Raw genomic sequence first — 23,381 nt, forward strand, 5'->3', positions numbered from 1 at the left:
AAATCATTAAGGTTTTTGAGAATAATCCTTTGATTTGATAAAGACCAAAATGATCGATTGAATAACGGTAGCGGACATTAAGACAAGCGCAGCAAGCAGAAAATAAAAGCTGATTCGCGGCGACCAAAGATGAATGACCAGCGCAGCAGCCAAAAGGAGAATATATTCGGCGCGAAAGGCAAAGCGCCAAATAACATGTTCGGTAGGATCCGGCACTGCCCCGCGATGGTTAGCATAGGCAACGATAAAAGGCGGCATGAGCGTTGTAAACAAAAGCGCGAACAAGAGTCCGTGCAGCAGCTCGGGTCGCACCGAGTAAGGCAGGAAAAAAAAGCAGGAGATCATCAGGGCATCGACAAAGCGGTCGACGGTTCCATCCCAAAAGGCGCCGAGCGCTGTGCTTTGTCCGGTCACCCGCGCCACTTTGCCGTCGATAAAGTCGCAAAGCGTGCTGAGGACAAAAAGCACCAGGCCGAGCAAAATCCTTTGCCGATAGACCGCGCCGGCAGCGGCACCGGCGAGCAGGAGAGAGATGGTCGTCCACGTATTCGGAGAAAAGAATTTGAACGTGTTGCCGATCCCTTTTCGAAGCCATTCGGCGTCAAAGACATCTTTGATCATGGTCTTACCGTTCTATTTCCGTAACAATTGGTTTCATTAATCTTTAGCAACTCAATTATTCCTATCTGTAATCGAAAAATACCTAAAGAATCCGGCTCTGACGGTGCCGCATTCGTTCAAGGAATACCCTCTTTGCATGTGCCCGTGCAGGATAACAATGTTTCGCTTACATCCTCAACCTAATCATACTAAACGCCGCTATGATGGCAATTACTATTCTTCCTGCTTTTGGGCGTCGGCTTTTAGGCTCCGCAGACTTTTCCGCAAGCTTCGACGCCGCGGAGAGAAAATAGCAGAAATGAAAAAGATGATCGTTGCGGTCATGACAATAGTAGCCCCCGAAGCCGTATTGATCTGCGAAGAAATCAAAAGGCCGATCCAAGCCGAAGAGACTCCGAAAATGACTGCCAGGGTCATCATCCGTTTGAAATCGTCTACAAGCTGATGAGCCGCAGCCGCCGGCGCCACAAGAAGCGCGGAGACCAGGACAATGCCGGTCGCTTTGATCGACTGCACAATGGTGATGGCAATCAACGTCAGCATCAAGTAGTTGAGCGTGCGAACGGGCAGACCGGAGACTTGGGCCGCCTCCTGGTCGAAAGTGATAAAGAGAAATTCTTTGTAAAAATAAAGGATAAAGCCGATAACCAAAACCGCTGTGACAAGCGACGCCCAAAAATCAAAGTCGGTGATCGCCAAGATGTTGCCGAAAATATAACCAAACAGGTCTATCGTATAACTTTTGATCAAACCGACAAGTAAGACCCCAAAGGCCATGGTCGAGGCGAAAAAGATGCCCACCGCTGTGTCTTCTCTGATTTGCCCCTTTTCACTGACGTAGCCGATTCCTACAGCCACGGCGGTGCAGAAAATAAGCGCCGAGAGAAAAGGATCGACACCCAACAGCAGCCCCACGGCGACACCGCCAAAAGCGGCATGGGAAATGCCCGCGCCAATAAAGGCCATTCCGCGCAGCACCACGTAAACGCCGATCACCGCGCACAACGCGCCGGTTACTGCGCCGACGATCAAGGCCCGCTGCATGAACTCGTAATAGAGGAGATCAATCATGTCTGTGCCGTCCTTTCGGAACCCGTTCGACGACCATATGCGGGAGATTGCCGTGGCTAAAGAGCAGGACATCGCAGCCGTACATGCCGTCAAAGGTTTCCTGCGAAAGGACCTCCTCAGGGAGGCCGTGAGCCACCAGTCGACGGTTGAGGCAAGCCACGGCGGTTACGTGACGCGACACGACGCTGATGTCGTGAGAAACCAGCATGATGGTCAGGTTCATCTTTTGATGCGTGCTGTGCAGCCATTCGTAAAAGCTTTCCGCGGCATTAACGTCCAAAGCGGCCGTCGGTTCATCCATCAGAAGCAGCTCCGGTTCGACGGCCAAGGCGCGGGCAATCAGAACACGTTGTCGCTGCCCGCCCGAAAGTCGACCGATCTGCCGGTCGGCTAAATCAGCTATTTCGACCAACTCTAAAGCTTGGTCGACGGCTTTCCAGTCCTCGGGCTGTGGTCTTTTGCCCAAGCCCATCCTACGGCTGCGACCAAGCAGGACCGCTTCGCGGACGCGAATGGGAAAAGAAAAATCCAATTTTGCATGCTGCGGGACGTACCCGATACGATCGCGCAAATCATTCAATTCATCGGGCGGCTTGCCGAATACGCGTATTTCACCGGAAAACGGCGGAACGAGTCCTAAAATAGCCCGTAAAAGCGTCGTCTTGCCGGAGCCGTTGGGGCCGAAAATTCCCCAAAATTCGCCGCGATGCAGAGAAAAAGTGATGTCTTCGAGGACAATTTTGTCTTCGTAAGCCACATATAAGTTTCGAGTCTCAACGATGACCTCGTTCATCGACCGGACCCCATGGCTGCTTCCATTTGCGAGACATTAAAGCGAATGAGCAAAGGATAAGAATTGATCTGCGGAAAAGATCCCAAAGGATCGAGCGTGATCACGCGGGCGCCCGTTTCGTCGGCAATTACTTTAGCGACGGCAGAAGGAAACTGCGCCTCGGCAAACACGGCCTTGGCGCGAATTTCGCCGATGATGCGGATCAACTCGGCAATTTCTTGGGGACTCTGCTCTTGTCCCGGACGCTTTTCGATAACCGCAGCCTGCTCCAGGCCGTAACGCGCAGCAAAATAGACCCATGAAGGATGAAAGCAGACGAATCGACGCTGCGGCCATTTTTCGATTCGACTGCGGATTTCATCATCCAGCGCCTTTAGTTCCTGCTGAAAAGAAGCCAGGTTAGCTTCGTAATGAGCTCGATTGCGGCCGTCGAGACGAATCAGCGCCTCGGCGATGCGCTGCGCCTGCCGGCCGGCATAAACCGGATCAAGCCACACGTGCGGATTCCCTTCGGCATGGACGTGGGCATGTCCTGCTTCCTCCTCGTCTCTGCGGATTTCCAATCCTTCACTCGTTACAACAATCGGCTTGTCATTCAAAACGCCGCGGACATTCTCGAGCCAATACTCCAAGCCGATGCCGTTGACTACCAGCAGATCGGCACGACTCAGCTTTTGCATCAATGTCGGGTTCAATTCAAAGGTGTGCGGATTGGCACCGGGCGGAACGACGGTAAAAACCTCGACGTGATCGCCGCCGATCGCCTGCGTTATAAAAGCGAGAGGTTGGATGCTCACCCCAACCATCATTTTTCCGCTGGTTTGCGGACGCCCGCACAAGAACATAAACGGCAAGGCGGTTGCAGAGACCAAAATGATTGTCAGCTTCGAAATGACCCTCATATTCATATCCACTTTCTTTTGGAAGCTTTCATTTGATGTAAAGAATAAGCATAGAGCTCCACTTTTTCAACATTTGGGCTAATCCCTACAGGTAAAACAATCGGCTTATAAACGATTTTACTCAAGTGAAGATATTAATCGTCCCTTGAATTCTTTTATTCGGTTTTCGAGAGCCGGTCCGACGATTTTTACCCGTCTTTCCTCTGTTACAGAGATGCCGACGGCAAACCTTCGGCTGCGGCAACAAGGTACCGCTTGACGGTTCATGACAGAGCCGTTTTTATCCTCAAAAATTTCGTCTTTGACATTCTGCTTCCGCATCAGGCTGTACTGTCCCGATCCATTTGAGGATAAAGATGAAGGCGGTTTTCCCACAAAAACCGCTTTCCAGTACTTATTGCCCTGCTGTTATTTCAAACAAAACCAATCGATTCCACATCGAAACGAAGGGCGTCAGCCTGCGCCTCAGCTGCGGCTTCGAGCTTTTTCGACAAATATTTGAAAAAGCCTGACAAAAGCTCACTTTTTTAGTACCGCCTCGGTTTCCATTCGGCTTCAAATGAGCAGGTATTTCATTTTTTAGATGCAAATTTTTGCTTTTCGCAGGATTTCGTTTTAAAAATTTTAGGAATATGGATAACAAACCTTTCGCCGTTGACGCCAAGATTATCTCCCCCGAATCGGCTCTCCGTAGCGGCTCAACAGGCAGAATAATAAGCGTCTATAATCTTTTTTAAGAATTCATCCATATCGGTTTGCCACCAGCGGTTGGACAGGATTTCTATTTCATGATAGCCTGAAAATCCTGCTTGTTCCATCCAGTTGCGAATCGTGCGGAGCGGAATGCAGCCTTCACCGGGAAGCCCCCGATCGTAATGCAGGTCCGAGGTCGGCGTCTTCCAGTCGCTTATGTGAAAAGCCGCCAGCGCCTCGAGCTCTGCCGCACGATGGATTTGTTCCTCCAATTCCGGATCCCACCACAGATGGTAAGCATCGACGACGACGCCCAGATTCGAAGAGCCGATTATCTCCACCATATCGTTCGCCTGTTTGAGCGTGTTGACGGCTGACTGCGTATCGGCGTACATGGGATGAAGAGGCTCTATAGCCAGCTTTATATTTTTTACTTCAGCATGTTCCAAGACCGTTTCAATTCCGGTTTTAAATTGCAGGCGCGATTTGTCCAAGCTTTGCCGCGGATCGGCGCCGCAAACCAAGACCAGCAGTGAGGCGCCGAGAGCCGCCGCCTGATCCACGGCATTCAGCGTATCACGAATGGCCCGCTGCCGTTCCTCGGCCGAAGCAGAGGCAAAGAAACCACCGTAGCATAGCGACACTACGGATATTCCGTAAGCTCGAAGCATTTCGGCCACTTGCAGCACGTTGCGATCCGCAAGCGCTTCCCGCCAGACGGTCATCGCTCGAATTCCGGCGGCCGCATACTTTTGCACAGCGACTTCAATCGGCCAGGGCTTGGTCGTAATCGTGTGCGGGCACAAGCGGGATAAATCTTTTATGGGTGCGGCAGGTTTTGCGCTCACTCAAAAACTCCAATCTTTTATAATATCCCTTTCTTCCGCAATCAATAAGTAGGCCTCGCCGGCGTAATTGATCACGATGGGAAAGAGCGAACTTGCATGCTGCGATGAAAATTGCTGCTGCTGAGAAATTTTTTCCCATAAACTATTTAGTTTAGGATCCGATTGTTGAACGGCATCGAGCTCAGCCGCTGCGACCGAGGCGAACGAAGCGAGCCGAGGTAGCAGTCGACTGCAGCGAGTGGTTAAGACGTTTCTTTCTTGGATTTCTTGACACTATACTCGGCCCTTGATTCATGGATAACGGGTAACTCATACAACCATGATAAATCTCTTCCGATGACCAATTCTCTCATTGTAGCATGGTGAGTATTTTTCATCGGAATAAAACGCATCTGGAACCTATGCCTTCGAGCCATTTCCTTAACTTCTTCTGCCTCATCGTATGTCATCAGAAAATCGCCCACTAGTGACTCGCAAATTGTAAATAGATGTTCGTGATCGATCTGATGATGTCTATAAAGCCGCTTGCCTGCCTTCTTGCCACCGACAGTATAGGGAGGATCAATAAAATAGATGGCATCCTCGCGGTGGGCAAACTCCATCATCACTTTCAAGCCATCATCGCACCGGAAATCAATCCGATGCACAACATTATTCAGGCTGATGAGTCTCCGAGCAAGCGTCTTCGGATACCATCGAGAACCGATTCCTTTTCCGTTTTCTCCGTACCTTATGAAACGAGAGCCTTCAGCGAGTATTCCCCCATGGAGCGTTCGGTTTTTTAGGATTGTCTGAAACGCTTTCTCCCGCGTGGTCGTTGGAGTTTTCTGAAGCTCCTCTTCGACGGCTTCTCTCGTCATCGTGAAGGTCAAGATTCGATTGGCAAGCCACACCGCATCACCGCTTACGATGGTTTCCCACACGGCTGCCACTTCATCATCCAATTCGACCATGACCGCCTTTTCGACCAAGTTTTCAAAGAGGGCGGTAAGGCTGATGATCCCTCCGCCGGCGAACGGTTCAATGAGAACTAGCGGCTTGCTCTTCAGACTAGCTACCCAACGTCGGAATGTCGGTACAAACCATGTCTTTCCACCAGGGTAGCGGAAAGGACTTCTCTGCGGAACTGACGCGACATTCACCGGACGTGGCAAAGCCATTTCCTCAGAAAATAACGAGAGCTGTCCCTGTATCGCCATAGTCAAAACGGCCTCTCGATGGTTTGGTTCGTCGGAGGAGTTTCCAGTTGCTCGTCGAGCTTTTCCTGAAGCAGTTTGATGAAATCCTCCATTCTTCCAGGCAATGGTGTCGTAATAGAAAGCAGGGCGGGTTCAAATTCAGTAAAAACTTCATCCACCTTCGTCAGATAGTATCGCCCGGATCCATGACCCTCTTCCACATGTAGTTTCAGATCATAGATGAGCCAGGCAATATCCGCCTCATCCTTTGAGACTTGTTTGAGAGTGGGTAGAGTAGCAAAGAAGCTCTTATTCAGTGCCACAGCGATTTTCTTTTTCCAGCTATGCAAGATTCCGCCCTTATAAACGAGTTGTGGAACGAGCCTTTTTCGAGAAGATGAGAGATAATCAGGACGAGGGTAGTTCGGCTCGCCGGACCAATCCATGGAAGCCCTGTTTTGTGGATCGCCCATGTAATACTCAAATGGTTCACGAACATTACCAGAGATATAAACAGCCTGAATCTCAAGAGCACCGAAATCAATAACCCTCCCCATATCGTCATAGGCGACGAGAACCACATCGATGTTTCCAGCAGACTTGCCATGAGCATCATTTAAACGCACTTCAGTTAGAGAAGTCCACCGTGTTCCCTCGCCAAAAAAGAAAGCCGCAGCATGGTCAGCAATAATCCAGTCCTGGCGAAATCGGATGGGGCAAGTGATAACAGGCGCGTTCTCATGATAGATGCTGCACACGCCAAGGGGATTCTTTGCCTTGTCCTTTGTGCAATTCGGCACCTTGTTGTTGAAGGGACAGAGACGAAGAGAACGATACCGTTTCGCCGTATCGGTTTGATCGGTGACCAAGTGACCGAAGACCTCTGCCAATGGCTGTCCGCTATGACTCATGTCAATCCTTTCTCATCTGACGTCCTAACGGCTCGCGCATAAGCCGCCCGCGAAGCGGGTCGGCTTGATGCGCTGGTTGGGCGGCGCTTCCCAAAGATAATTGCCTTCACACCCTACCCTCTTTTCATGGTAAGAATCTTGTTTACTATGTTCTCGAGCGTGACACTTCTACGACCATGTTGCTGGGCTATTCGGATAACCTCAGTAACAACAACGGGATTCTTGATGGCATGTTTTTTTCAAGAATACAGAAGCTCTCTTGACATTCTTGAAGCCATTGCTCAAATTCAGCATTTCCGATTTCATTCTGCAGAGTACGTTCCAAATCGCACTCAAAACAGGCGAATTGCTCACTAACTTGGCAGGGCCAATCTTCCACAGGTTGCCCCATAAGCCTGAGTAAGCGATGATTGTCCTCTGGTTTGGATTCCTTCTTGCCTTTGTCACTGTCCCATATCACATAGACAGGGATACCCAAGTGGCGAAATAACGTCGCGGGGCGGTCCAAGCTACTCTTGCCGAGGCAAGGAATCACCGAGATGCCGTTATTCTCCAAATCATATCCCATAGCAGCGGCAACTCCAAGAATGGCTGCTCGATCATCTTCACCTTCCACAAGTACAACGACTTCAGCAAAAAAGCCCTCATTCATCCAGGGTGTCATAATGGTTTGAAGGCGAGGCAACAAGGTCTCACCTGTATATCGTTGAGAGGGTTTACCATCTGCTTCCCATATGGTTTCTGCCACTTTGTCCAGATTTGTGCTGATGACCCTTGTGACTTTGGGCTTATCTGGCACATGAGAGGTCTTACGAAGTAACCGTATTTGATCAATACGATCAATGCCTACGAATAGAGGGGAATGCGTGGAGTAGACAACTTGGGTTCTCTCTGCAACACCGGGTATTTTGCCCGAAGCAAGCTGAGACAAGATCTTTGCAAGGTGTCGCTGGCGGTTGGGGTGCTGATACAGCTCTGGTTCCTCAATCGCAAGCACAAGATTAGGTAAGCTTCCTTCCTGTTTGGTTTGATTCTGCCCCTCTGAAGTTGTCTCAACAGTCAATCTACTCTGGGCTAGAGCAAGGTGTTGCAGTATGGTCAGGATAAACGCTCTTTGCAAGCCATGTCCCGTTCGAGAAACAGCGGAAGAATAACCATCTTCAATGATTTTCACGTCTGCCTGTGGTAAAGGAATGTTGATTTGAGGCGATGGAAGCCACTGCAAATCTACTCTGACATCAGAATCTGGTACGAACGTCTTCAGAGTTCTTGTCATTCTGTCTGCCAGAGTGATTAACTCGGTTCGGCTTGCTGGGTCTATGATCTCGCTGTAGCGTTCTTGAATCTCCTTCTTGAAATTCTCTAAATCGGTATTAGCAGACAAAGCATTGCGAACAACTAAATCCATTAGCTCTGTGAGAACAGAACCTCGCCCCTCGGCACTATCATCGGACGCATCACGAACTGCTGGTATGAATAGGAAGCGAGTAAACCTACCCAGATATCCCTGAGCAACCTCTTTGAAACCAAAGAACTGGCCGTCATCTCTTTGCCTTGTACAGTAGTCAGGATGTTCTGCTTCCCATTGCTTTAGACTGTCTGACACTGCTCCAAGGGTTGACCACTGCGGAAGAGAACTAAAATCTTTCTGTGCTCGAACCCTCTCATAAGCCTTCTTAGCAGTCTTACCTCTGTCCTTAATAGCCAGTGCGTCACGAATTTCTTGAAATGCTGGATTTTGCAATGTGGATCCATGGTACTTCCAGGTGACCTTCCCATCATCCCAGACAAACACTCGCTCAACTGTCAGTTTGTCGCCTTGCATATAACTTGAGAATTGCGCTTTGGCTTCCGGGGACAAATCTCTGAATGTGATGGTTATTATGATTTCTGTTGTCGTGTCTCTATTGTAGAAATCCTCTATCTCGATTCTTGGAGATGGCTCATAAAAAAGGTGTAGCCCTCTGAGAAATGAGGATTTCCCAGAGCCATTAGAGCCAACAAGTGCAGTAAGACTCTCGAAGTCCAACGTTTCATCGAGTATGGAGCGAAAGTTTCTTATGCGGATAGATTCAAGGATCACTCGCTTGCCTCCCTAAACAAATCACGACAAATGGCAGCCAGACCATTTGTATATATCTATGTCAAGCAGGGTGGTCAATTAGCCTTTCCACTCCTACATAACGCTCCTTACGTGCATATGCTTTACGAACGTGTCTGTTTATGAAAGCGTTTAAGCCTTGACCATTTCGCGCAAGTTTTTTCATCTGCTCTATATTGTTTGCGCCAGCACTTGCATAGGTGTAAAGGTAAACAGAACCGTCGGAGAATTGGACTCTGATGAAGTCATTACCGATCTCGTACCCGACAACGCCAGAGTCACCACCAAGGTTTGCGTATCTTTCCATGTCGATTTCTTCTCTTGAGTTGTGTGTCCAATTGCGCCGCCCAACAATGTTTTGAAATGCAGCAGAATACTTTATGGAAAGCATTGTAGTCCCTCGAATCGTGAAAAGTTTAATGAAAATATTTCAGGAATACAATACGAAACTTTGGCAGCGTTTTGAATCCTTTTGTTGAACAACGAAATCCGAAAAGCGCGTTTGAAAGGAGCAAAGGAATTTTTGCACCTTTTAGTTTTATGAATCTTGTCGCAAGAAAGCGATTATTTGTCATTTTATGTAAATTCAAGTGACATTTTTCTTGCTTTTTTGAATGAAAATCAGTATTGTTGATTGTCATTCATCAAGTATTGAGAGCCTTTCGTGTTACAAAGCGCTTACATAAAAGCGGTGGATCATTCTGTTTTTCTTGCTTTATTTTTATCGTCCGCTAACGCCCTATCTGCGGACTATTCCTTCATTCTTTTTCCCAAGCCGATCATTTATTCTTTTTGAGCTTTAACTCCAAGGGTTTTAAGAGGAAAGCTCTTAGCCTTCGGGGAAATAGTACTATTTTTACAACAATTCTAAATTGAGGAGGAGTGTATGAAGCCGTTGTTGCCCCGCTTTTTGGCAGTGGCCATTCTTTTGGCCACATTGTCGCAACTTTCAGCCGCCCCATCATTTAAATGGGGTTTTCAGGAAAGGCTGCGTCACGAGTATATGAACAACAATCTGGATTTCAATGCCGACAAGGACGATGAGCAGGGCTATTTCAGAATTCGAACTTCCGCCTGGGCGCAGGTGGAATTCAGCAAAAACCTGCTTATCCGTACTCAGTTGAACAACGAGTTTCGTTATTATACGATCGTTCGTCAGTCGGACAAGGATGCCGGCAAGAAAAATACGCTTGATGAGGTCATCTTTGAACATTTGTATTTGAGATATGCGACAGGCGGACCAAATCCTTTTACCTTAATCCTGGGGCGCCAAAACTTGATGTACGGGGAAGGCTTTATTCTCATGGACGGCGCCCCTTGGGACGGATCGCGCACCATCTATCACGATGCCGTCAAAGCCTCTTATCAACAAGGGGATATGACGATCGACTTTTTGGCCATCAGCAACCCGCGCTTAGACAAAAGGCTGCCCAAGTACAAATTTACCAAAGAAGGCGGCAAATACCTCGGCCTGCCGAAAAGTTATTCCGGCGACCAGTTTCTCAACGACGGCCTGGAGGAGGCATTGGGCCTCTATTTTACGAAAAAGCTGAATGCCGCATCACAAATGGAAGCCTACTATTTTTACAAAACTGAAGAACCGAACTATGTTCTGCCTCCCTTTCCCAAAATGACCGAGACGCAAAAAAGCAAACTCTATCTGAATACGGTCGGCTTTCGGCTGGTGCAGCCGTTGAGCAATTCGTTCAAGCTGACGACAGAGTGGGCCGTACAGCAGGGCAAGCAGGAGAAAGCCGACGTTTCTGCGTACGGCGGCTATGCCAATCTCTCCTACACCGTGCTGCCTCAGAAAAAAGGGGTGGTCACGGGCGGCCTTTATCTATTGTCGGGCGACGACCCCAAGACCGACAATGTCGAAGGTTGGAATCCGCTTTTCAGCCGCTGGCCGAAATGGAGTGAGCTGTATATTTACTCGCACACCATCGAAAACATTGGGGGCGGGCGCAAGGTGGGTTACTGGACCAACACACTGGCTCCAAATGTGCGCTTCGATATGGTTATCAATCCCAAAATTGACATAACGTTCTGGCTGCATCATCTGAACGCTTTTTATGCAACTTCGAGCGGTACGGGCAAAACCCGCGGCGACGAGATACAATTATGGATCCGTTTCAAGCTGTCGAAACAGCTTACGGGGCATGTGTTGTTCGACTATTTCATTGCAGGCGACTTTTATGCGCCGCCGCAATCCGGCGCTTCCTTTATCCGCGGCGAGCTGATGTACACTCTGCAATAGCATCGGCAAGGAGGGTTATCATGAACTTGATTCTCTTATCGACCATCGTCATCATCTATCTTTTCATCGTTGGTTATCTGGCTTATATTGGTTATCGCCGGACGCAAAACGCGGCGGATTACATGGTTGCCGGCCGCTCGATTCACCCTTATGTGATGGCGCTGTCGTACGGCGCAACCTTTATCAGCACATCGGCCATCGTCGGATTCGGCGGCGCGGCAGCCGTTTACGGCATGGGATTGCTCTACTTGACCTTTCTTAATATTTTTATGGGAATTTTCGTCGCGTTTGTCTTTTTCGGCAAACGGACGCGCATCATGGGTCTCAATCTTAACGCCCATACATTTCCAGAATTCCTTGGCCTGCGCTTCCAATCCAAATCCCTGCAGGGTATGGCCGGGCTGCTCATTTTTATCGGCATGCCTCTCTATGCGGCGGTCGTATTGATGGGCGGCGCACAGTTCATTGCCCAAGTCCTGCAGGTCGACTATAATATCGCGCTCTTTTTCTTCACGGTCATCATCGCCGTTTATGTGGTGATGGGAGGATTAAAAGGCGTCATGTATACTGATGCTTTTCAAGGAACCCTGATGTTTCTCGGCATGTTTTTCCTTTTGGTCTTGACCTACAGCAAGCTCGGCGGCCTGGTGACGGCAAATCAGAAACTGACGGCGCTGGCTCCGGAGGCAATCAAGCTTTTCGGCGCCAAAGGGCATACCGGCTGGACCTCCTTTCCGACTTTCGGATCGGAATATTGGTGGACGCTCGTTTCTTCGCTGATCATGGGGGTCGGCATCGGCGTCCTGGCTCAGCCGCAGCTGGTCGTACGTTTCATGACCGTCAAATCCAATCGTGAGCTTAATCGTGCCGTGCTGGTCGGCGGTGTCTTTATTTTGATGATGACCGGCGTCGCTTTTGTCGTCGGCGCATTGACCAACGTCTATTTCTACGAGCATCCCGCTTTCGGCAAAGTTTCTTTTCTTGCAGCCGAAAAGGCGGTGGACAATATCATCCCTTTGTACATTAGTCACGCAATGCCGCAATGGTTTACGGCTCTATTCATGGTGACGCTGCTCTCTGCCGCCATGTCCACACTAAGCTCGCAGTTTCATGTCATGGGCACCGCCATCGGTCGCGACGTTTACGAAAAATGGGCCAACGGCAAGGGCAACACGCTTATCATCAACAAAACCGGAATTTTAATTTGTATCCTGCTCAGTCTGTTTTTGGCCTGGGGACTGCCTCTCTTTTTTGAAGGCGGCACAGCCATTATTGCCCGCGGCACCACTATTTTCTTCGGCTTGTGCGCCGCTGCATTTCTCCCGATGTTTGTCGGTGCTCTTTACAGCCGCAAAATCAAGCGGGCTGCCGCATTGGCATGTTTCTGGGTAGGTTTCTTGAGCAGCTTTTTTTGGCTGTTCTTTGTTCATACCAAAGTTTCACAACCGCTGCTTTTGTGCAAGGCGCTGTTCGGCGTCGATTCGCTGGCCATGGGCAGCAAATGGGCGGTCGTCGATCCGCTGTTCATCTCTCTGCCGCTTTCTACCCTGGCAACATTCATAGGACAGCTTTTCGGCAAGCCGATGCCGGAAGCGCATGTGCGCACCTGCTTTGATCAAATCAAATAATCCATCGAGTTATGAAAGGGATCATTATGTTGGGATTAGGAGATTTTTGGATTTCGCTGGTTTGGGTTCTGGTGATTCTCAGTACGCTTTTATGCGTTGTTTACGGGGCTCTCAATTGGAACAAAGAGAGCGAGGAAGACGCCAAAATTCTTGAAGAAGAAAAACGGTGGGAACGGGAAGAGAAACGCATTGAAGAGACGCTCTGATGCAAAAGGGCAACCGATTCAGGTTGCCCCTTTGGCTTTATCGGATGGCCCGGCGCAACTTGCCTTTCAACTCGTGAATTTTTTTTCTGGCCTTGGCCAACTTTTCCTTGTCCTTCTCGCGCAGCGCTTCATCGCGCATCTGCTTTGCCAAGCGAATTTCACGCTTGATGGCTGTTTTATCCAACCCGACCGCAACGTGATGCGCGTGCGCTTCGATACCCAAAACATGACACAATTTCGGCAACAAATGCTCTTTGTTCAACTGGGTATATCCCTGCAGCTCCGGATGGTCAAGCTTGGCAGCGATCTCGCGCAGTTCCGTTACCTTCATCTTGTGAAGCTGCTCATAGGTGTACTCCATAGAACCTCCTCTTCACTGGTTGAGGCTAAAAACATGGGCGGCGGCAAATCCTGTCACGCCGTTTCTTCTCAACTTTGCAGTAATTTAAAGACTTGACGGCTAAAATCAACGTTTTTCTTGCAGATTTTCCTTGTTGCAATTGGCCGCAGCTATACCTATAATGGCCTGAAAGGAAACGTTCAATCGATTTTTACTAAAAGGCTGTAAACTCGTGCGTATTCTTCTCCTCGTCAAGCGCTTTGATTTCGGCGGCGCGGAAAATCATGTCTGCGATCTGGCCAACGGTTTGGCGCAGGCGGGACACCACGTTTGGGTTGCCGGTCAACGCGGCAGGCAAGTATCGCATCTGAATTCAGTCGTTCAGTTTGTGGACCTGCCTCTATCCGACTGGACGCTGCTTTGGCGACTCTTCTTCTTCTGCCGATTCCTTCGTACCCAAAAGATAGATTTGATTCATGCGCATCAACGGCTGGCGATTCGGTTGGCAGGATTGGCCGGTATGCTGACGCATATTCCTGTAGTCGCAACCGTACACGGCCGCACGCGCCACGACTTGGGAAATTGGTTTTTCCGGCGGCTGCCGCAGCGGGTTATTTTTGTCAGCAAACAGGTGCTGAAGCGGGCGACCCGCTTTTCCTGTCTTGCCGAAAAGTCGGTCTATATTCCCAATGGGCTAAACAGCAACCGGCAGGGCACCTTTTGCAAAGATCGAATTCTGTACATCAGCCGCATCGACCGCAGGCACGGCAAGCTGTTGGCAATCATCATTCGCGACGTCATGCCCGCATTGCTCGTCGATCATCCGCAGCTTACGTTCGAAATTTTCGGCGACGGCAAAGGGTTATCGCTTCTCAAAAAGACAGCCGAAGAGTTGAACCGCCGCCTCGGCCGCCTTTTCGTCAGGCTTCACGGCTTTCAGCCGGAGCCGCAGATGATCCTGGAGGGCTCTTTGGTCATGGGGGTCGGCCGAGCGGCAATGAAGGGCTTGGCTTCCGGCCTGCCGGTGCTGTCGATCAATCGGAAACACCTTGGGCCTTTGATTACTTGTGCAAATTATCCCATATTGAAAGACAGCAATTTCGTCGACGTATCCGGCACCAAACCGACGCCGCGCACGCTCCTGCTGCGCCTGCGCGAAGCGTTATCCAAACTCGACAAGCTCGCCGAAGAGAGGATCCTGCTGCAGCAAAGCGTTCTGCAGGATTTCGATCCGGCGGCCGTCATCCGACGCACAGAACAGCTGTATCAGGAGGTCCTGGTGACAGCCTGCAGCGCCGTCACCCTTGGACGATGCCGAGCGGCGGACGTTCCTTCCATGCGCCGCGCGTAAAGTCGGGAAATTCAACCGGCCGGCTGCCGTTTGCCACCGAAAGCTCGGAAAGCGGAGCAACGGCGCTCCATGCTGCCGCGTCGTACACATCCATATCCGGCGGCTCGCCTTTCAGCAGACACTGAATCAAACGGTAATCCTCGATGTAATCCATGCCGCCGTGACCGGCGCCCCGCGCCTCTTCCGCTTTTGCGCTCCAAAGCGGGTGCTCGTATTGAGGATAATATTTTTCCAGATCTTCACATTCATCGAGCGGGATGATGTCTTCGATATAGATGCGGTTCGGCCACTTTTGCACGATGCCCCTTGTCCCCTGCACCATATTGATGCGGCTGTAAGGCCGCGGCGTCGAGGTATCATGAATGACGATGATGGTGCGGCCCAACTTGGTTTTTATGATCGAAGTATTGACATCGCCGAGGGCGTAGCTTTTCTTAGCCCACTCTGAATCCGGTCCGAATTTCTTGGCCGCGTACAAATTCAGGCCGCGCGACAGGCAGCTGACCGAAACCAAATAATCGAATTGGTCCCCGCGGTTGATGTTCATGCATTGCGCAACCGGCCCCAGGCCGTGCGTCGGGTACAAGTTGCCGTTGCGTTTGATGGAGTGAGCCGTCCGCCATAAAGCTTCGCCCTTGCTTTCGAAATCGAATTTAAGAGCGCGGAGATCGTGCAGATAACCGCATTCCGCATGCAGCAGCTCGCCGAGTACACCTTGGCGCACCATGTTAAGAATCATCATTTCTTCGCGATCGTAGCAGCAGTTTTCCATCATGATGCAGTAGCGTTGATTTTTTTCCGAAGCCTCGACTAATTGCCGGCACTCCTTCAGGGTGACGGCAGCCGGCACTTCAGTAGCAGCATGCTTGCCGTTTTTCATGGCTTCGAGACAGACGGGGACATGCCACTCCCAAGGAGTGGCGGTATAGACCAAATCGATGTCGTCCCGAGCGCAAAGGTTCTTGAAATCCCACTCTCCGTCGCTGTAGCCGTCCGGTTTGGGAAAGCCTGCGCTTTCCACAATCCGCTGTGCTCTTTCGACGCGTTCAGGAAAAAGATCGCAGACGGCGCGAATTTCCGCCCCGCGAATGCGCACCAGGTTGAGTACATGCGCCGTGCCCATGCCGCCCACACCGACAAAGCCGATGCGCACCTTGGGCAGCGGCGGCGCAGTAAAAAACTTGGGTTTTCCGGCCAAGGCGATGCCGGAAGGTATGAGTGAGGCAGCCGCCGCTACTCCCAAACCGGCGGCGCCGAAGCGCAGAAAATTGCGACGATCGAGCAATTCGTATCGATGCTCCATGACTCTTCTCCTCGTCTTTACTCTACCATTTCTTCGATTCGAACACCTTCGGCAATGCGGACAATGTACGCCCGTCCACCCTGTTCGGCCACTGCTTCGGCGACTTTTGGCGTATTTTCCGGCGCATAAGCGAACATGCAGCCGCCTCCGCCCGAGCCGTTGATTTTGCCGCCGTAAGCGCCCGCCTTTCGTGCAGCGTCAAGCATGCGATCGATTTTCGGCGTCGAAATGCGCAGACCATCGCGCAGCTGCTCATGATGCGCCGTCAGCATTTCTCCAAAGCGGCGATGATCGACTTCCGGCGTCGAAAGAAGACGATAGGCCTCCAGAGTCAACTCGCGATCGACGATCTGAGCCCGCAAAAGCTGCTGCTGTTCCGTTGAAAGCCGTGCCGCGTTGCGCTCAACATCCTCCAGAGTCACTTGGCCGGCGCTTTTTCCCAAAATACGCAGCGCATCCATTACCCCGCCTTTGACGCGAGCTAAAATGCCTTTGGTGTCCTTGGGCTCACGGGAGTCGCCGAGCACAAACGCTCCCAGTTTTGCAGGCAGCCGCTGCGGTGGAGTTTCGCTGCCGAAATCGATGAACAGTAGACCGCCGAATGCAGAGGCAAAGTGATCCATCTGACCGCCGGGCTCGCGAAATTCGACCACTTCGGCACGATGAGCAAGTCGGGCTATGGTCAACGGATCGCCCGCGCGGGGATCGCGCATCATCGCCAAAAGAAAAGCAGTCCATGCAACGACCAGCGCCGAAGAACTGGAGGTGCCCGAGTTGATCGGAATTCTGCCCCGTACCAGCGCCTCGACGCCGAAAGGCAACTCGGCACCCTCACGCTGGAGAATGTTCAGGGTGCTTTTAAAATAATCCCGCTCTTCAGTATAATGAAAGGGATAGATGAGATCAAAACATGCGTATTCGTTCAGGTCGGGAAGATGCAGGCGGATTTTCCTATCCGACGTCGATCGGCCGCGGATGCGGATGCGCAGATCGATCGCTGCGGTGATCACCGCGAGTCCCAAATAGTCCTGATGTTCGCCGAACAGACAAATGCGCCCCGGCGCCGAGACGGTTACCGTCTTTGCCATTTCTTTATCCTTAAAATCAAAACATGTCGCGAGGCAAACATTTTTGCCATTGCAACCATTTTTCCGCCTGCATTCTGGTCATTCAAGCCGCAGCCGATATGCCGATTTCACGCCTTTTTCAAGTCGGGTGATCCGTTAATTCATCCTGCACAATGCCTTTATTTCATCTCCAGTTTTCCCCAGGTACGAACGAGAAAGACGGCGGCGACCAACGAGACAGCCAGGGAAAGGAGCGCAGCAGCGAATTTTCCATAGAGCAAGTAGCCCGTACCGAATACGGCGCCGTAAACGGCGAAACACCCGGCAATCATGCAGAGCAGACCGAGCGGCAGATCGCCCGGTGTGGCTTTCTGCGGCACCGGATTGCCCTCCTTCTCCAGCTTCCGCAAAAAGGCATCCCACCCGATGCCGCCGGGACGCACCAGCGTGTAAAAGCTGCGCAGTTTGTCCTGCGCCGCGGGCGGGGTGAGCAGCGTCACCAGGAGCCAGGCGGCTGTGGTAATCCCTACGCCGATGATCAGGTTGATGTGCGAAGGCAGCGGCGCAAAACCGAGCCGGACGTGAATGATTTCCAGGTAAAGAGCCACTAAAAAGGAGACGATCATGCCGGTAATTTCGGTAAAGGCATTTATTCGCCACCAGAACCACCGCAGGATGTAAATGAGTCCGGTTCCGGCTCCGATCTGCAGCAAAATATGAAACGCCTGCAGAGCATTCGACAACAGCAGCGCGACGGCGCCGGCGAGCAGCATCAGCAAAAGGGTAGCGATTCGACCGACAGTCACCAGTTCCTTCTCTGATGCTGCCGGTTTGACAAAACGCTTATAGAAATCGTTGACGATGTAGGATGATCCCCAATTGAGATGCGAGGCCATGGTGGACATGTAGGCGGCAAGCAAAGAAGCGACGACAATACCGAGCAGTCCGCGCGGCAGGAAGGTCAGCATGGCCGGATAAGCCAGATCGTTCTTGATGATCGCCGCATTGATATGCGGAAAGCGCTGCGCCAATGCCATCAAGTCCGGGAAAACAATTAGAGAAGCCAAGGCAACGATAATCCAGGGCCAAGGCCGCAAAGCGTAATGGGCAATATTGAAAAGAAGCGTGGCGCCCATGGCATTTTTTTCATCCTTGGCGGAGAGCATGCGCTGCACCAAATAGCCGCCGCCGCCCGGTTCGGCGCCGGGATACCAAACGCTCCACCACTGCACCGCGAGCGGGATGATCAGCACGGAAAGCAATTGCGTCGAATCGTTAAAATCAGGCAGCAAATGCATATTGGCGACCACGCGGGGATGAGAAAAAAGATTGGCCAGGCCGTTTACCTCCGGCAAGCCGACGGCTACGACGGCCGCCATGATCGCGCCGAACATGGCAAAACTGAAAAGAAAAAAATCCGTCATCAGCACCGAGCGCAGACCGCCGAGTATGGTGTAGACGCCGGTAATCAGCAGGGCGACTGCTATCGTCTGAAAAGGTGTAAGATTCAGCAGCGCGCCGCCGATTTTGATTGCCGCCAGGGAGACCGTAGCCATGATCATGACGTTGAAAAACACGCCGAGATAGAGCGAGCGAAAGCCGCGCAGGAAAGCCGCCGACTTGCCGCTGTAACGGATTTCATAGAACTCGATGTCGGTCATGACTTTCGAGCGCCGCCAAAGCTTGGCGTAGACGAAAACGGTCAGCATGCCGGTCAATAGAAAAGCCCACCACAGCCAATTGCCGCAGACGCCATGGGTTCGCACCAGATCGGTCACCAGGTTGGGCGTGTCGGTGGAGAATGTTGTGGCAACCATGGACACGCCGAGCAACCACCACGGCATGTTGCGTCCCGATAAAAAGAATTCGGTGGAGCTGCTGCCGGCTTTTCGTGAAGCCAGCAGTCCAATGACCAAAATTGCGGCAAAGAAAAGCGCGACAATAGCCCAATCCAATGTCCCGAGCAGCATGTATCAGTCCCTCATCAAGATCAGATTTTGAAAAAGATCTGCCGTTTATACAGCCACCAGCACAAATACCACTCCACCGCCAACGCCGCCAGAGCATTGAAGACGGCTATCGTCGGTTCTGATAATCCGATAAAGCCGAAAAGGCCGCCGCTAAAAATGGCGACAAAACCGTTAAACCACTGGCTGCCGACGGTTTGCGAAAAGAGATAGATGAAAATAGAGTTCATGCCGACCACGGCAAAAAACAGCACGCCGCGCTTGAACCCCCGCACGTCAACGAGCCAATAAAAGAGCGCGAGCGTAAGGAGACACCATCCGCCGGAAGCAAAAACGAACGAAGTAGTTGCGGTGCGCTTGATGATCGGCGTAATTCCGGCAACGTCAAGACCATACCCGACCAAGAGGCTGACGACTCCAAAGACGATCAGCGGCTGCAGTTTTTTTCTTGCTGATCTGTTGCTGCGCAACAGCTTCCCTGCCAGAACACCCCAAATCGTGTGCGCTGCCGTCGGCAGAGCGTTAATCGCAATCCAATGATCATGGTTCAACTTGCCCATCAGCACCAGGTCCATATAGGAGCCGAAATTGTGATCCGGCGTAAATGGCTGATCGAATCCGGGTACCCAAAAGATTCGGTAGAGAAATTCGGAAAGACCGAGCATGCCCAAGGAAATGATAAGCTGCGTGCGCGCCGGCAAATGATAGATTAGGTAGGCAACGAGAATCGTAAAAGAAAGCTGCGTCAGCACGTTCCACAGCTCCCAAACGAGTCGGCGATTATAGCCGCAATGAAGCATCACGCCGAGGAAAAAAAGGGTAATGCATCGGGTAATAATGTGTCGAGTCGTTTCAGCACGACTTTGTCCTTGAGCCCATCGTCGTTCTAAAGAAAAGACCATAGCCACACCGACGATGAACATGAAAAACGGCTGGATGAGATCCCAAAACCGCAGACCGTTCCAGGGGTGATGAAAGAATTGCTGCACAATCCCGGCGGCAAACGCGCCTTTCGGAACGGCCTCGTGCAGCGCCTCGTACAGCCCCGTCCCTTCGGCAACAAGCAAAAACATAGTGAGACCGCGGAACAGATCCAAGGAAAGCAACCGCTGAGATTTCATACCTCTTCCCTTTCGCAATAAAATTGAGAGGCGGCAAAGCAAACCAGTTTGTCAAAGATAGAAAGATTTTACCGAGAAACAACAAATTGTTGCCGCAAAGTAAAAGGCGGCCGATTACAACTTTCGACCGCCCGAGGATTGCTTAACGTAGGAGAAGGAGCTTTACGGATTGTGAAAATTCTCGGCTTTGGCCTACAAACATGCGGGCATAATAAACGCCGCTTGCAGCCGGAGATCCTACTTCGGTAAGGCCGTCCCATTGCACTTGATGTCGACCGCCCGATTGTTCACCCTGCCGCAGCACGCGGATGCACTCTCCGCGGGTGTTGTAAATGCCGAGAAACACGTTTGCCGTCCGCTTCAGCTCGTAAACTATATTGACAGAGGGATTGAATGGATTGGGAAAAGCGGGTAACAGCGTAAAATCCTGCGGCAACACCAAGTCGCTTCTTCCGAGAGTCTCGGAAAGCTTGAGCACATTTTCATCCATCCAGCGAATGCGCCGCTCGATCCAGTACTTGAGATAATTCGTCTCATCCCGATAGGTGCGAAATGTATAAAAGATGTTCGGCATCGGCCAAAAGCCTTCTCCCGGCTTTCCCGGACCGGGCCAGACGGCAAAGTTTCGCGCCTGCGCCTCGTTCAGCGTGTCGGCGACGGCATCGATATAAGCATGAATCCGCGCCACGTCATAAACGCTCGAACGCAGTTCGTACCAACGCTGCTTGATGCGGTGATTGAACTTGGGGTCCTGAAACAGCTTTTGCCACCAAAAAGGTACCGGAAAGTCTTCTCCGGTATTCCGCAGCAGCTCTTCGAGCATCCAGCCGTCCGTGTCTTCGCCGTCATAGTAATTGGCCAGGCCGAAAGCAAGATTGTAATCCCAAATCGGCCCCATATACAAGCGCGGATCTTTGCTGTCGCGATCTTTGTACATAAAAGTAGACAAGCGATAGCAGTCGACGTTTTTGCTGACTTCGGAGATAATAAAAAAGTCGACGAACGAATCGACATTGATCCATTTCGGATAGCCTGTTTGCGGATCATTATATTTGCTGCCGTACATCATGTCTTCGAAAGTATTGACGTAGCTGCGCAGATAGGCCTTTTGAGCTGTCGTGATTTTCTCAGAGGAAGGGTAGTGGTATTGATAATAAACGCGTCGGTTGGCGCCGTTTACCGGTCGGTACTTGGAGAAAAAACCGTCGCGCTGCGCGCCGTCCTCTTTATCGATTTTAAAGATGTAGCCGCCGGTTAGGGCATCGCCCGAAACAGCTGTGGAATCTGCCTTTGAGATGTTGACTCGCCATTTGTCGCGCTTGATCTTTTCCATTAGAATGTAGACGCCTTTGTATTCTCCATTGAGAAACAGCTCGCAAAATCGCGTGCGACTGGCATACCATCCCATGCGCCGATAAAAGTCATAAGCCAGAACATTGCGCATAAATGAACGATCAATAAAGGGAGCATTGAGAATCCAATCGGTCTCTTTGGGCAGCCCCATCAAAGAGACGGCCGTGTCGACGTTTACAGCGCTCCAGGTTTCGACGGCATACTGTTTTTTCGACCATGACTGAGAGCTCGAGCCGCGCGTTTCGATGCCGATGAGGCCGTTATAGTCGTTAAAAGGCTCATCCAGTTTGTGCAGACTGCCGACGCCGTGATAGATGATTCCCATGCGTGCCGGTATTTTCGGCTCATCCGGAATCCATCTGCCGCCGGTATCGATATACACCAACGGCAAAATAGAAACGGTAAAATCAGTAAAGGGATTCTCCGTGGAAACTAATTCCACATTGAAAATAAAATCCGAACTGGAAATACTGTTGTTCAAAGCATGTATGGCCAGCAGATTTTCCCCTGCCCGCAAGGAATTCTTAAAACTTGAAATGTTAAACGTCTCGGGACCTGTAGCTTCGTGATCTCCGGATGCCGCCGCATTCCATGTCAATGATGCAGGTGCATTTGCTTCCGCCGCCTTTTCACCGTTTAAAAAAACGACAAAGCCGTCGTCGTACCAGACGTTCAGATTGATGGTTCCGAGCCTGGTCAGTTTTTCTTCAGTCAAAGTGAATTTAAGACGAATATAACAACTGGTATTGGGCGAAGTGCCGCTCTGATGCATGTCCTGACGCGTGTCCAAGCTGATCCACTGCTCGTAACCGCTGCCGGTCTCATACCCGACGCCGCCCGGACTGCCGCTGCAGCGCCGCCATCCCGTCTGGTCATAGCTCAGCTTGCTGCGCCACGTCAATCCTATATCGCTTTTGGGAACCGAAACCCACTTTTCCGCGCTTGCCGGAACCAAAACCTGAATCGTTTGCGCATGGAGCGAACTCCAACACAAAACAAACAAGCCCTGCACAAAGCGACGAAAATTTTTCATCTCATTCTCCGATTTATGAATTTCCATTAAATTATTGTTCGGAATCGGATAAAAGTTCCGCCTTAATCAATCTCTTGTTGAATGAGCTTGACTCTAAAAGATGCCTTCAGAAAAAAAACGGTCGAAATCAGCTATGCTTTTGAAAAAATTCGATTCCAATTGAACGATGCAGCAAACATCCGCCGCCGTGATTTAACTGCTTTTCGGCGACTTTTTTATTGTCGACTTTTCGATAGAGGTTTTTGCGGTTGAAAAATATTGGATTGGTGCGCGCTTGTGCAGGCAAGTCAATCATAATTTTACTAGGCCGAATCGGAAAGTCTAATCGTCGGAGCTTTTTATGTCAAGACCGCGGCCGATGCTTGAACAATCCTTCTGTTAACAAACACAGTGCTGATTCAGGTCAACCGTTAAATGCCGATCTTTTCATAATCCTTTTCACCAGTCAATCTCCAAACCGCACTGTTTAAAAGGATAAGGCTCAATCCCCCCGATCAAAAGTCAACACCGATTTTGATTCTTGAAGAAAAAGTGCCCAGCCTCCTGCAATCCAATTATAAAAGAGAGAGGCTTGATAGATAAATGAATTCATTCAAATGTATTTCTGCTTATTGGCTCTTTTTTTCGGCCTTCGACC

At 50.7% G+C, this 23,381-nt stretch carries 20 protein-coding genes; 5 read left to right on the forward strand and 15 right to left on the reverse strand.

Translation table 11 applies throughout. The features are described 5' to 3' along the window. Positions 1 to 6 precede the first annotated feature (6 nt). From ONB24_05080 to ONB24_05095, 4 genes are all read right to left on the reverse strand, one after another. Positions 7 to 621, reverse strand: coding sequence for a CDP-alcohol phosphatidyltransferase family protein (locus ONB24_05080; protein ID MDZ7315479.1), 615 nt, complete (start codon positions 619 to 621; stop codon positions 7 to 9). Between the two features lie 213 nt (positions 622 to 834). Next, positions 835 to 1,692: a metal ABC transporter permease gene (locus ONB24_05085; protein ID MDZ7315480.1), complete on the reverse strand. Its 858-nt coding sequence runs from the start codon at positions 1,690 to 1,692 to the stop codon at positions 835 to 837. Further along, on the reverse strand, positions 1,685 to 2,485 hold the full coding sequence (locus ONB24_05090) for a metal ABC transporter ATP-binding protein (protein MDZ7315481.1): 801 nt from the start codon (positions 2,483 to 2,485) through the stop codon (positions 1,685 to 1,687). The genes ONB24_05085 and ONB24_05090 overlap by 8 nt, the downstream gene beginning before the upstream one ends. Then, positions 2,482 to 3,387 carry a metal ABC transporter substrate-binding protein gene (locus ONB24_05095; protein MDZ7315482.1) on the reverse strand — a complete coding sequence of 302 codons (906 nt, stop codon included), beginning with the start codon at positions 3,385 to 3,387 and terminating at the stop codon, positions 2,482 to 2,484. Before ONB24_05095 ends, ONB24_05090 begins: the two co-directional genes overlap by 4 nt. 356 nt (positions 3,388 to 3,743) lie before the next feature. Here ONB24_05095 and ONB24_05100 point away from each other — a divergent pair, with 356 nt between their 5' ends. Next, complete coding sequence (locus ONB24_05100; GenBank protein ID MDZ7315483.1) at positions 3,744 to 3,899, forward strand: hypothetical protein; 156 nt, start codon at positions 3,744 to 3,746, stop codon at positions 3,897 to 3,899. A gap of 186 nt (positions 3,900 to 4,085) precedes the next feature. Here ONB24_05100 and ONB24_05105 read toward each other — a convergent pair whose 3' ends face one another. From ONB24_05105 to ONB24_05125, 5 genes are all read right to left on the reverse strand, one after another. Further along, entirely contained in the window at positions 4,086 to 4,928 is an 843-nt protein-coding gene (locus tag ONB24_05105) for a sugar phosphate isomerase/epimerase (GenBank protein MDZ7315484.1), read from the reverse strand. A gap of 242 nt (positions 4,929 to 5,170) precedes the next feature. Then, positions 5,171 to 6,127 (reverse strand): DNA adenine methylase, encoded by a 957-nt coding sequence (locus ONB24_05110; protein ID MDZ7315485.1) that lies wholly within the window; start codon positions 6,125 to 6,127, stop codon positions 5,171 to 5,173. A 2-nt stretch (positions 6,128 to 6,129) separates the two neighbouring features. After that, positions 6,130 to 7,017: a NotI family restriction endonuclease gene (locus ONB24_05115; GenBank protein ID MDZ7315486.1), complete on the reverse strand. Its 888-nt coding sequence runs from the start codon at positions 7,015 to 7,017 to the stop codon at positions 6,130 to 6,132. 187 nt (positions 7,018 to 7,204) lie between these two features. After that, on the reverse strand, positions 7,205 to 9,100 hold the full coding sequence (locus ONB24_05120) for an ATP-dependent endonuclease (GenBank protein ID MDZ7315487.1): 1,896 nt from the start codon (positions 9,098 to 9,100) through the stop codon (positions 7,205 to 7,207). Positions 9,101 to 9,161: 61 nt separating this feature from the next. Then, positions 9,162 to 9,425 carry a hypothetical protein gene (locus tag ONB24_05125; GenBank protein MDZ7315488.1) on the reverse strand — a complete coding sequence of 88 codons (264 nt, stop codon included), beginning with the start codon at positions 9,423 to 9,425 and terminating at the stop codon, positions 9,162 to 9,164. Positions 9,426 to 10,004: 579 nt separating this feature from the next. Between ONB24_05125 and ONB24_05130 the strand changes: the two genes are divergently transcribed. From ONB24_05130 to ONB24_05140, 3 genes are read left to right on the forward strand one after another with little or no spacing between them, the layout of a single operon-like run. Further along, positions 10,005 to 11,375, forward strand: coding sequence for a hypothetical protein (locus tag ONB24_05130; GenBank protein MDZ7315489.1), 1,371 nt, complete (start codon positions 10,005 to 10,007; stop codon positions 11,373 to 11,375). A gap of 20 nt (positions 11,376 to 11,395) precedes the next feature. Further along, positions 11,396 to 13,003, forward strand: a complete 1,608-nt coding sequence (locus tag ONB24_05135) for a sodium:solute symporter family protein (protein ID MDZ7315490.1) — start codon at positions 11,396 to 11,398, stop codon at positions 13,001 to 13,003. 11 nt (positions 13,004 to 13,014) lie between these two features. Then, positions 13,015 to 13,209, forward strand: a complete 195-nt coding sequence (locus ONB24_05140) for a hypothetical protein (protein MDZ7315491.1) — start codon at positions 13,015 to 13,017, stop codon at positions 13,207 to 13,209. Positions 13,210 to 13,246: 37 nt separating this feature from the next. Here ONB24_05140 and ONB24_05145 read toward each other — a convergent pair whose 3' ends face one another. Further along, positions 13,247 to 13,570 carry a hypothetical protein gene (locus tag ONB24_05145; protein MDZ7315492.1) on the reverse strand — a complete coding sequence of 108 codons (324 nt, stop codon included), beginning with the start codon at positions 13,568 to 13,570 and terminating at the stop codon, positions 13,247 to 13,249. Positions 13,571 to 13,781: 211 nt separating this feature from the next. Between ONB24_05145 and ONB24_05150 the strand changes: the two genes are divergently transcribed. Continuing rightward, a complete protein-coding gene (locus tag ONB24_05150; GenBank protein MDZ7315493.1) occupies positions 13,782 to 14,900 on the forward strand; it encodes a glycosyltransferase family 4 protein in 1,119 nt (372 codons plus the stop codon). On the opposite strand, the gene ONB24_05155 is transcribed toward ONB24_05150, so the two are convergent. The 5 genes from ONB24_05155 to ONB24_05175 form a co-directional block, all read right to left on the reverse strand. Then, positions 14,848 to 16,203: a Gfo/Idh/MocA family oxidoreductase gene (locus ONB24_05155; GenBank protein ID MDZ7315494.1), complete on the reverse strand. Its 1,356-nt coding sequence runs from the start codon at positions 16,201 to 16,203 to the stop codon at positions 14,848 to 14,850. The two genes, ONB24_05150 and ONB24_05155, sit on opposite strands and share 53 nt — an antisense overlap. Before the next feature lie 17 nt (positions 16,204 to 16,220). Next, positions 16,221 to 17,291, reverse strand: coding sequence for a GHMP kinase (locus ONB24_05160; protein MDZ7315495.1), 1,071 nt, complete (start codon positions 17,289 to 17,291; stop codon positions 16,221 to 16,223). Between the two features lie 158 nt (positions 17,292 to 17,449). Further along, positions 17,450 to 19,240 carry a Na+:solute symporter gene (locus tag ONB24_05165; GenBank protein ID MDZ7315496.1) on the reverse strand — a complete coding sequence of 597 codons (1,791 nt, stop codon included), beginning with the start codon at positions 19,238 to 19,240 and terminating at the stop codon, positions 17,450 to 17,452. A 20-nt stretch (positions 19,241 to 19,260) separates the two neighbouring features. After that, complete coding sequence (locus ONB24_05170) at positions 19,261 to 20,358, reverse strand: DUF5009 domain-containing protein (GenBank protein ID MDZ7315497.1); 1,098 nt, start codon at positions 20,356 to 20,358, stop codon at positions 19,261 to 19,263. Between the two features lie 142 nt (positions 20,359 to 20,500). After that, the gene (locus ONB24_05175; GenBank protein ID MDZ7315498.1) at positions 20,501 to 22,744 is read right to left on the reverse strand and encodes a CotH kinase family protein; all 2,244 of its coding nucleotides are present in this window, start codon (positions 22,742 to 22,744) and stop codon (positions 20,501 to 20,503) included. Positions 22,745 to 23,381: the final 637 nt, after the last annotated feature.

Source organism: candidate division KSB1 bacterium (assembly GCA_034505495.1).
Classification (GTDB): Bacteria; Zhuqueibacterota; Zhuqueibacteria; order Residuimicrobiales; family Krinioviventaceae; genus Fontimicrobium_A.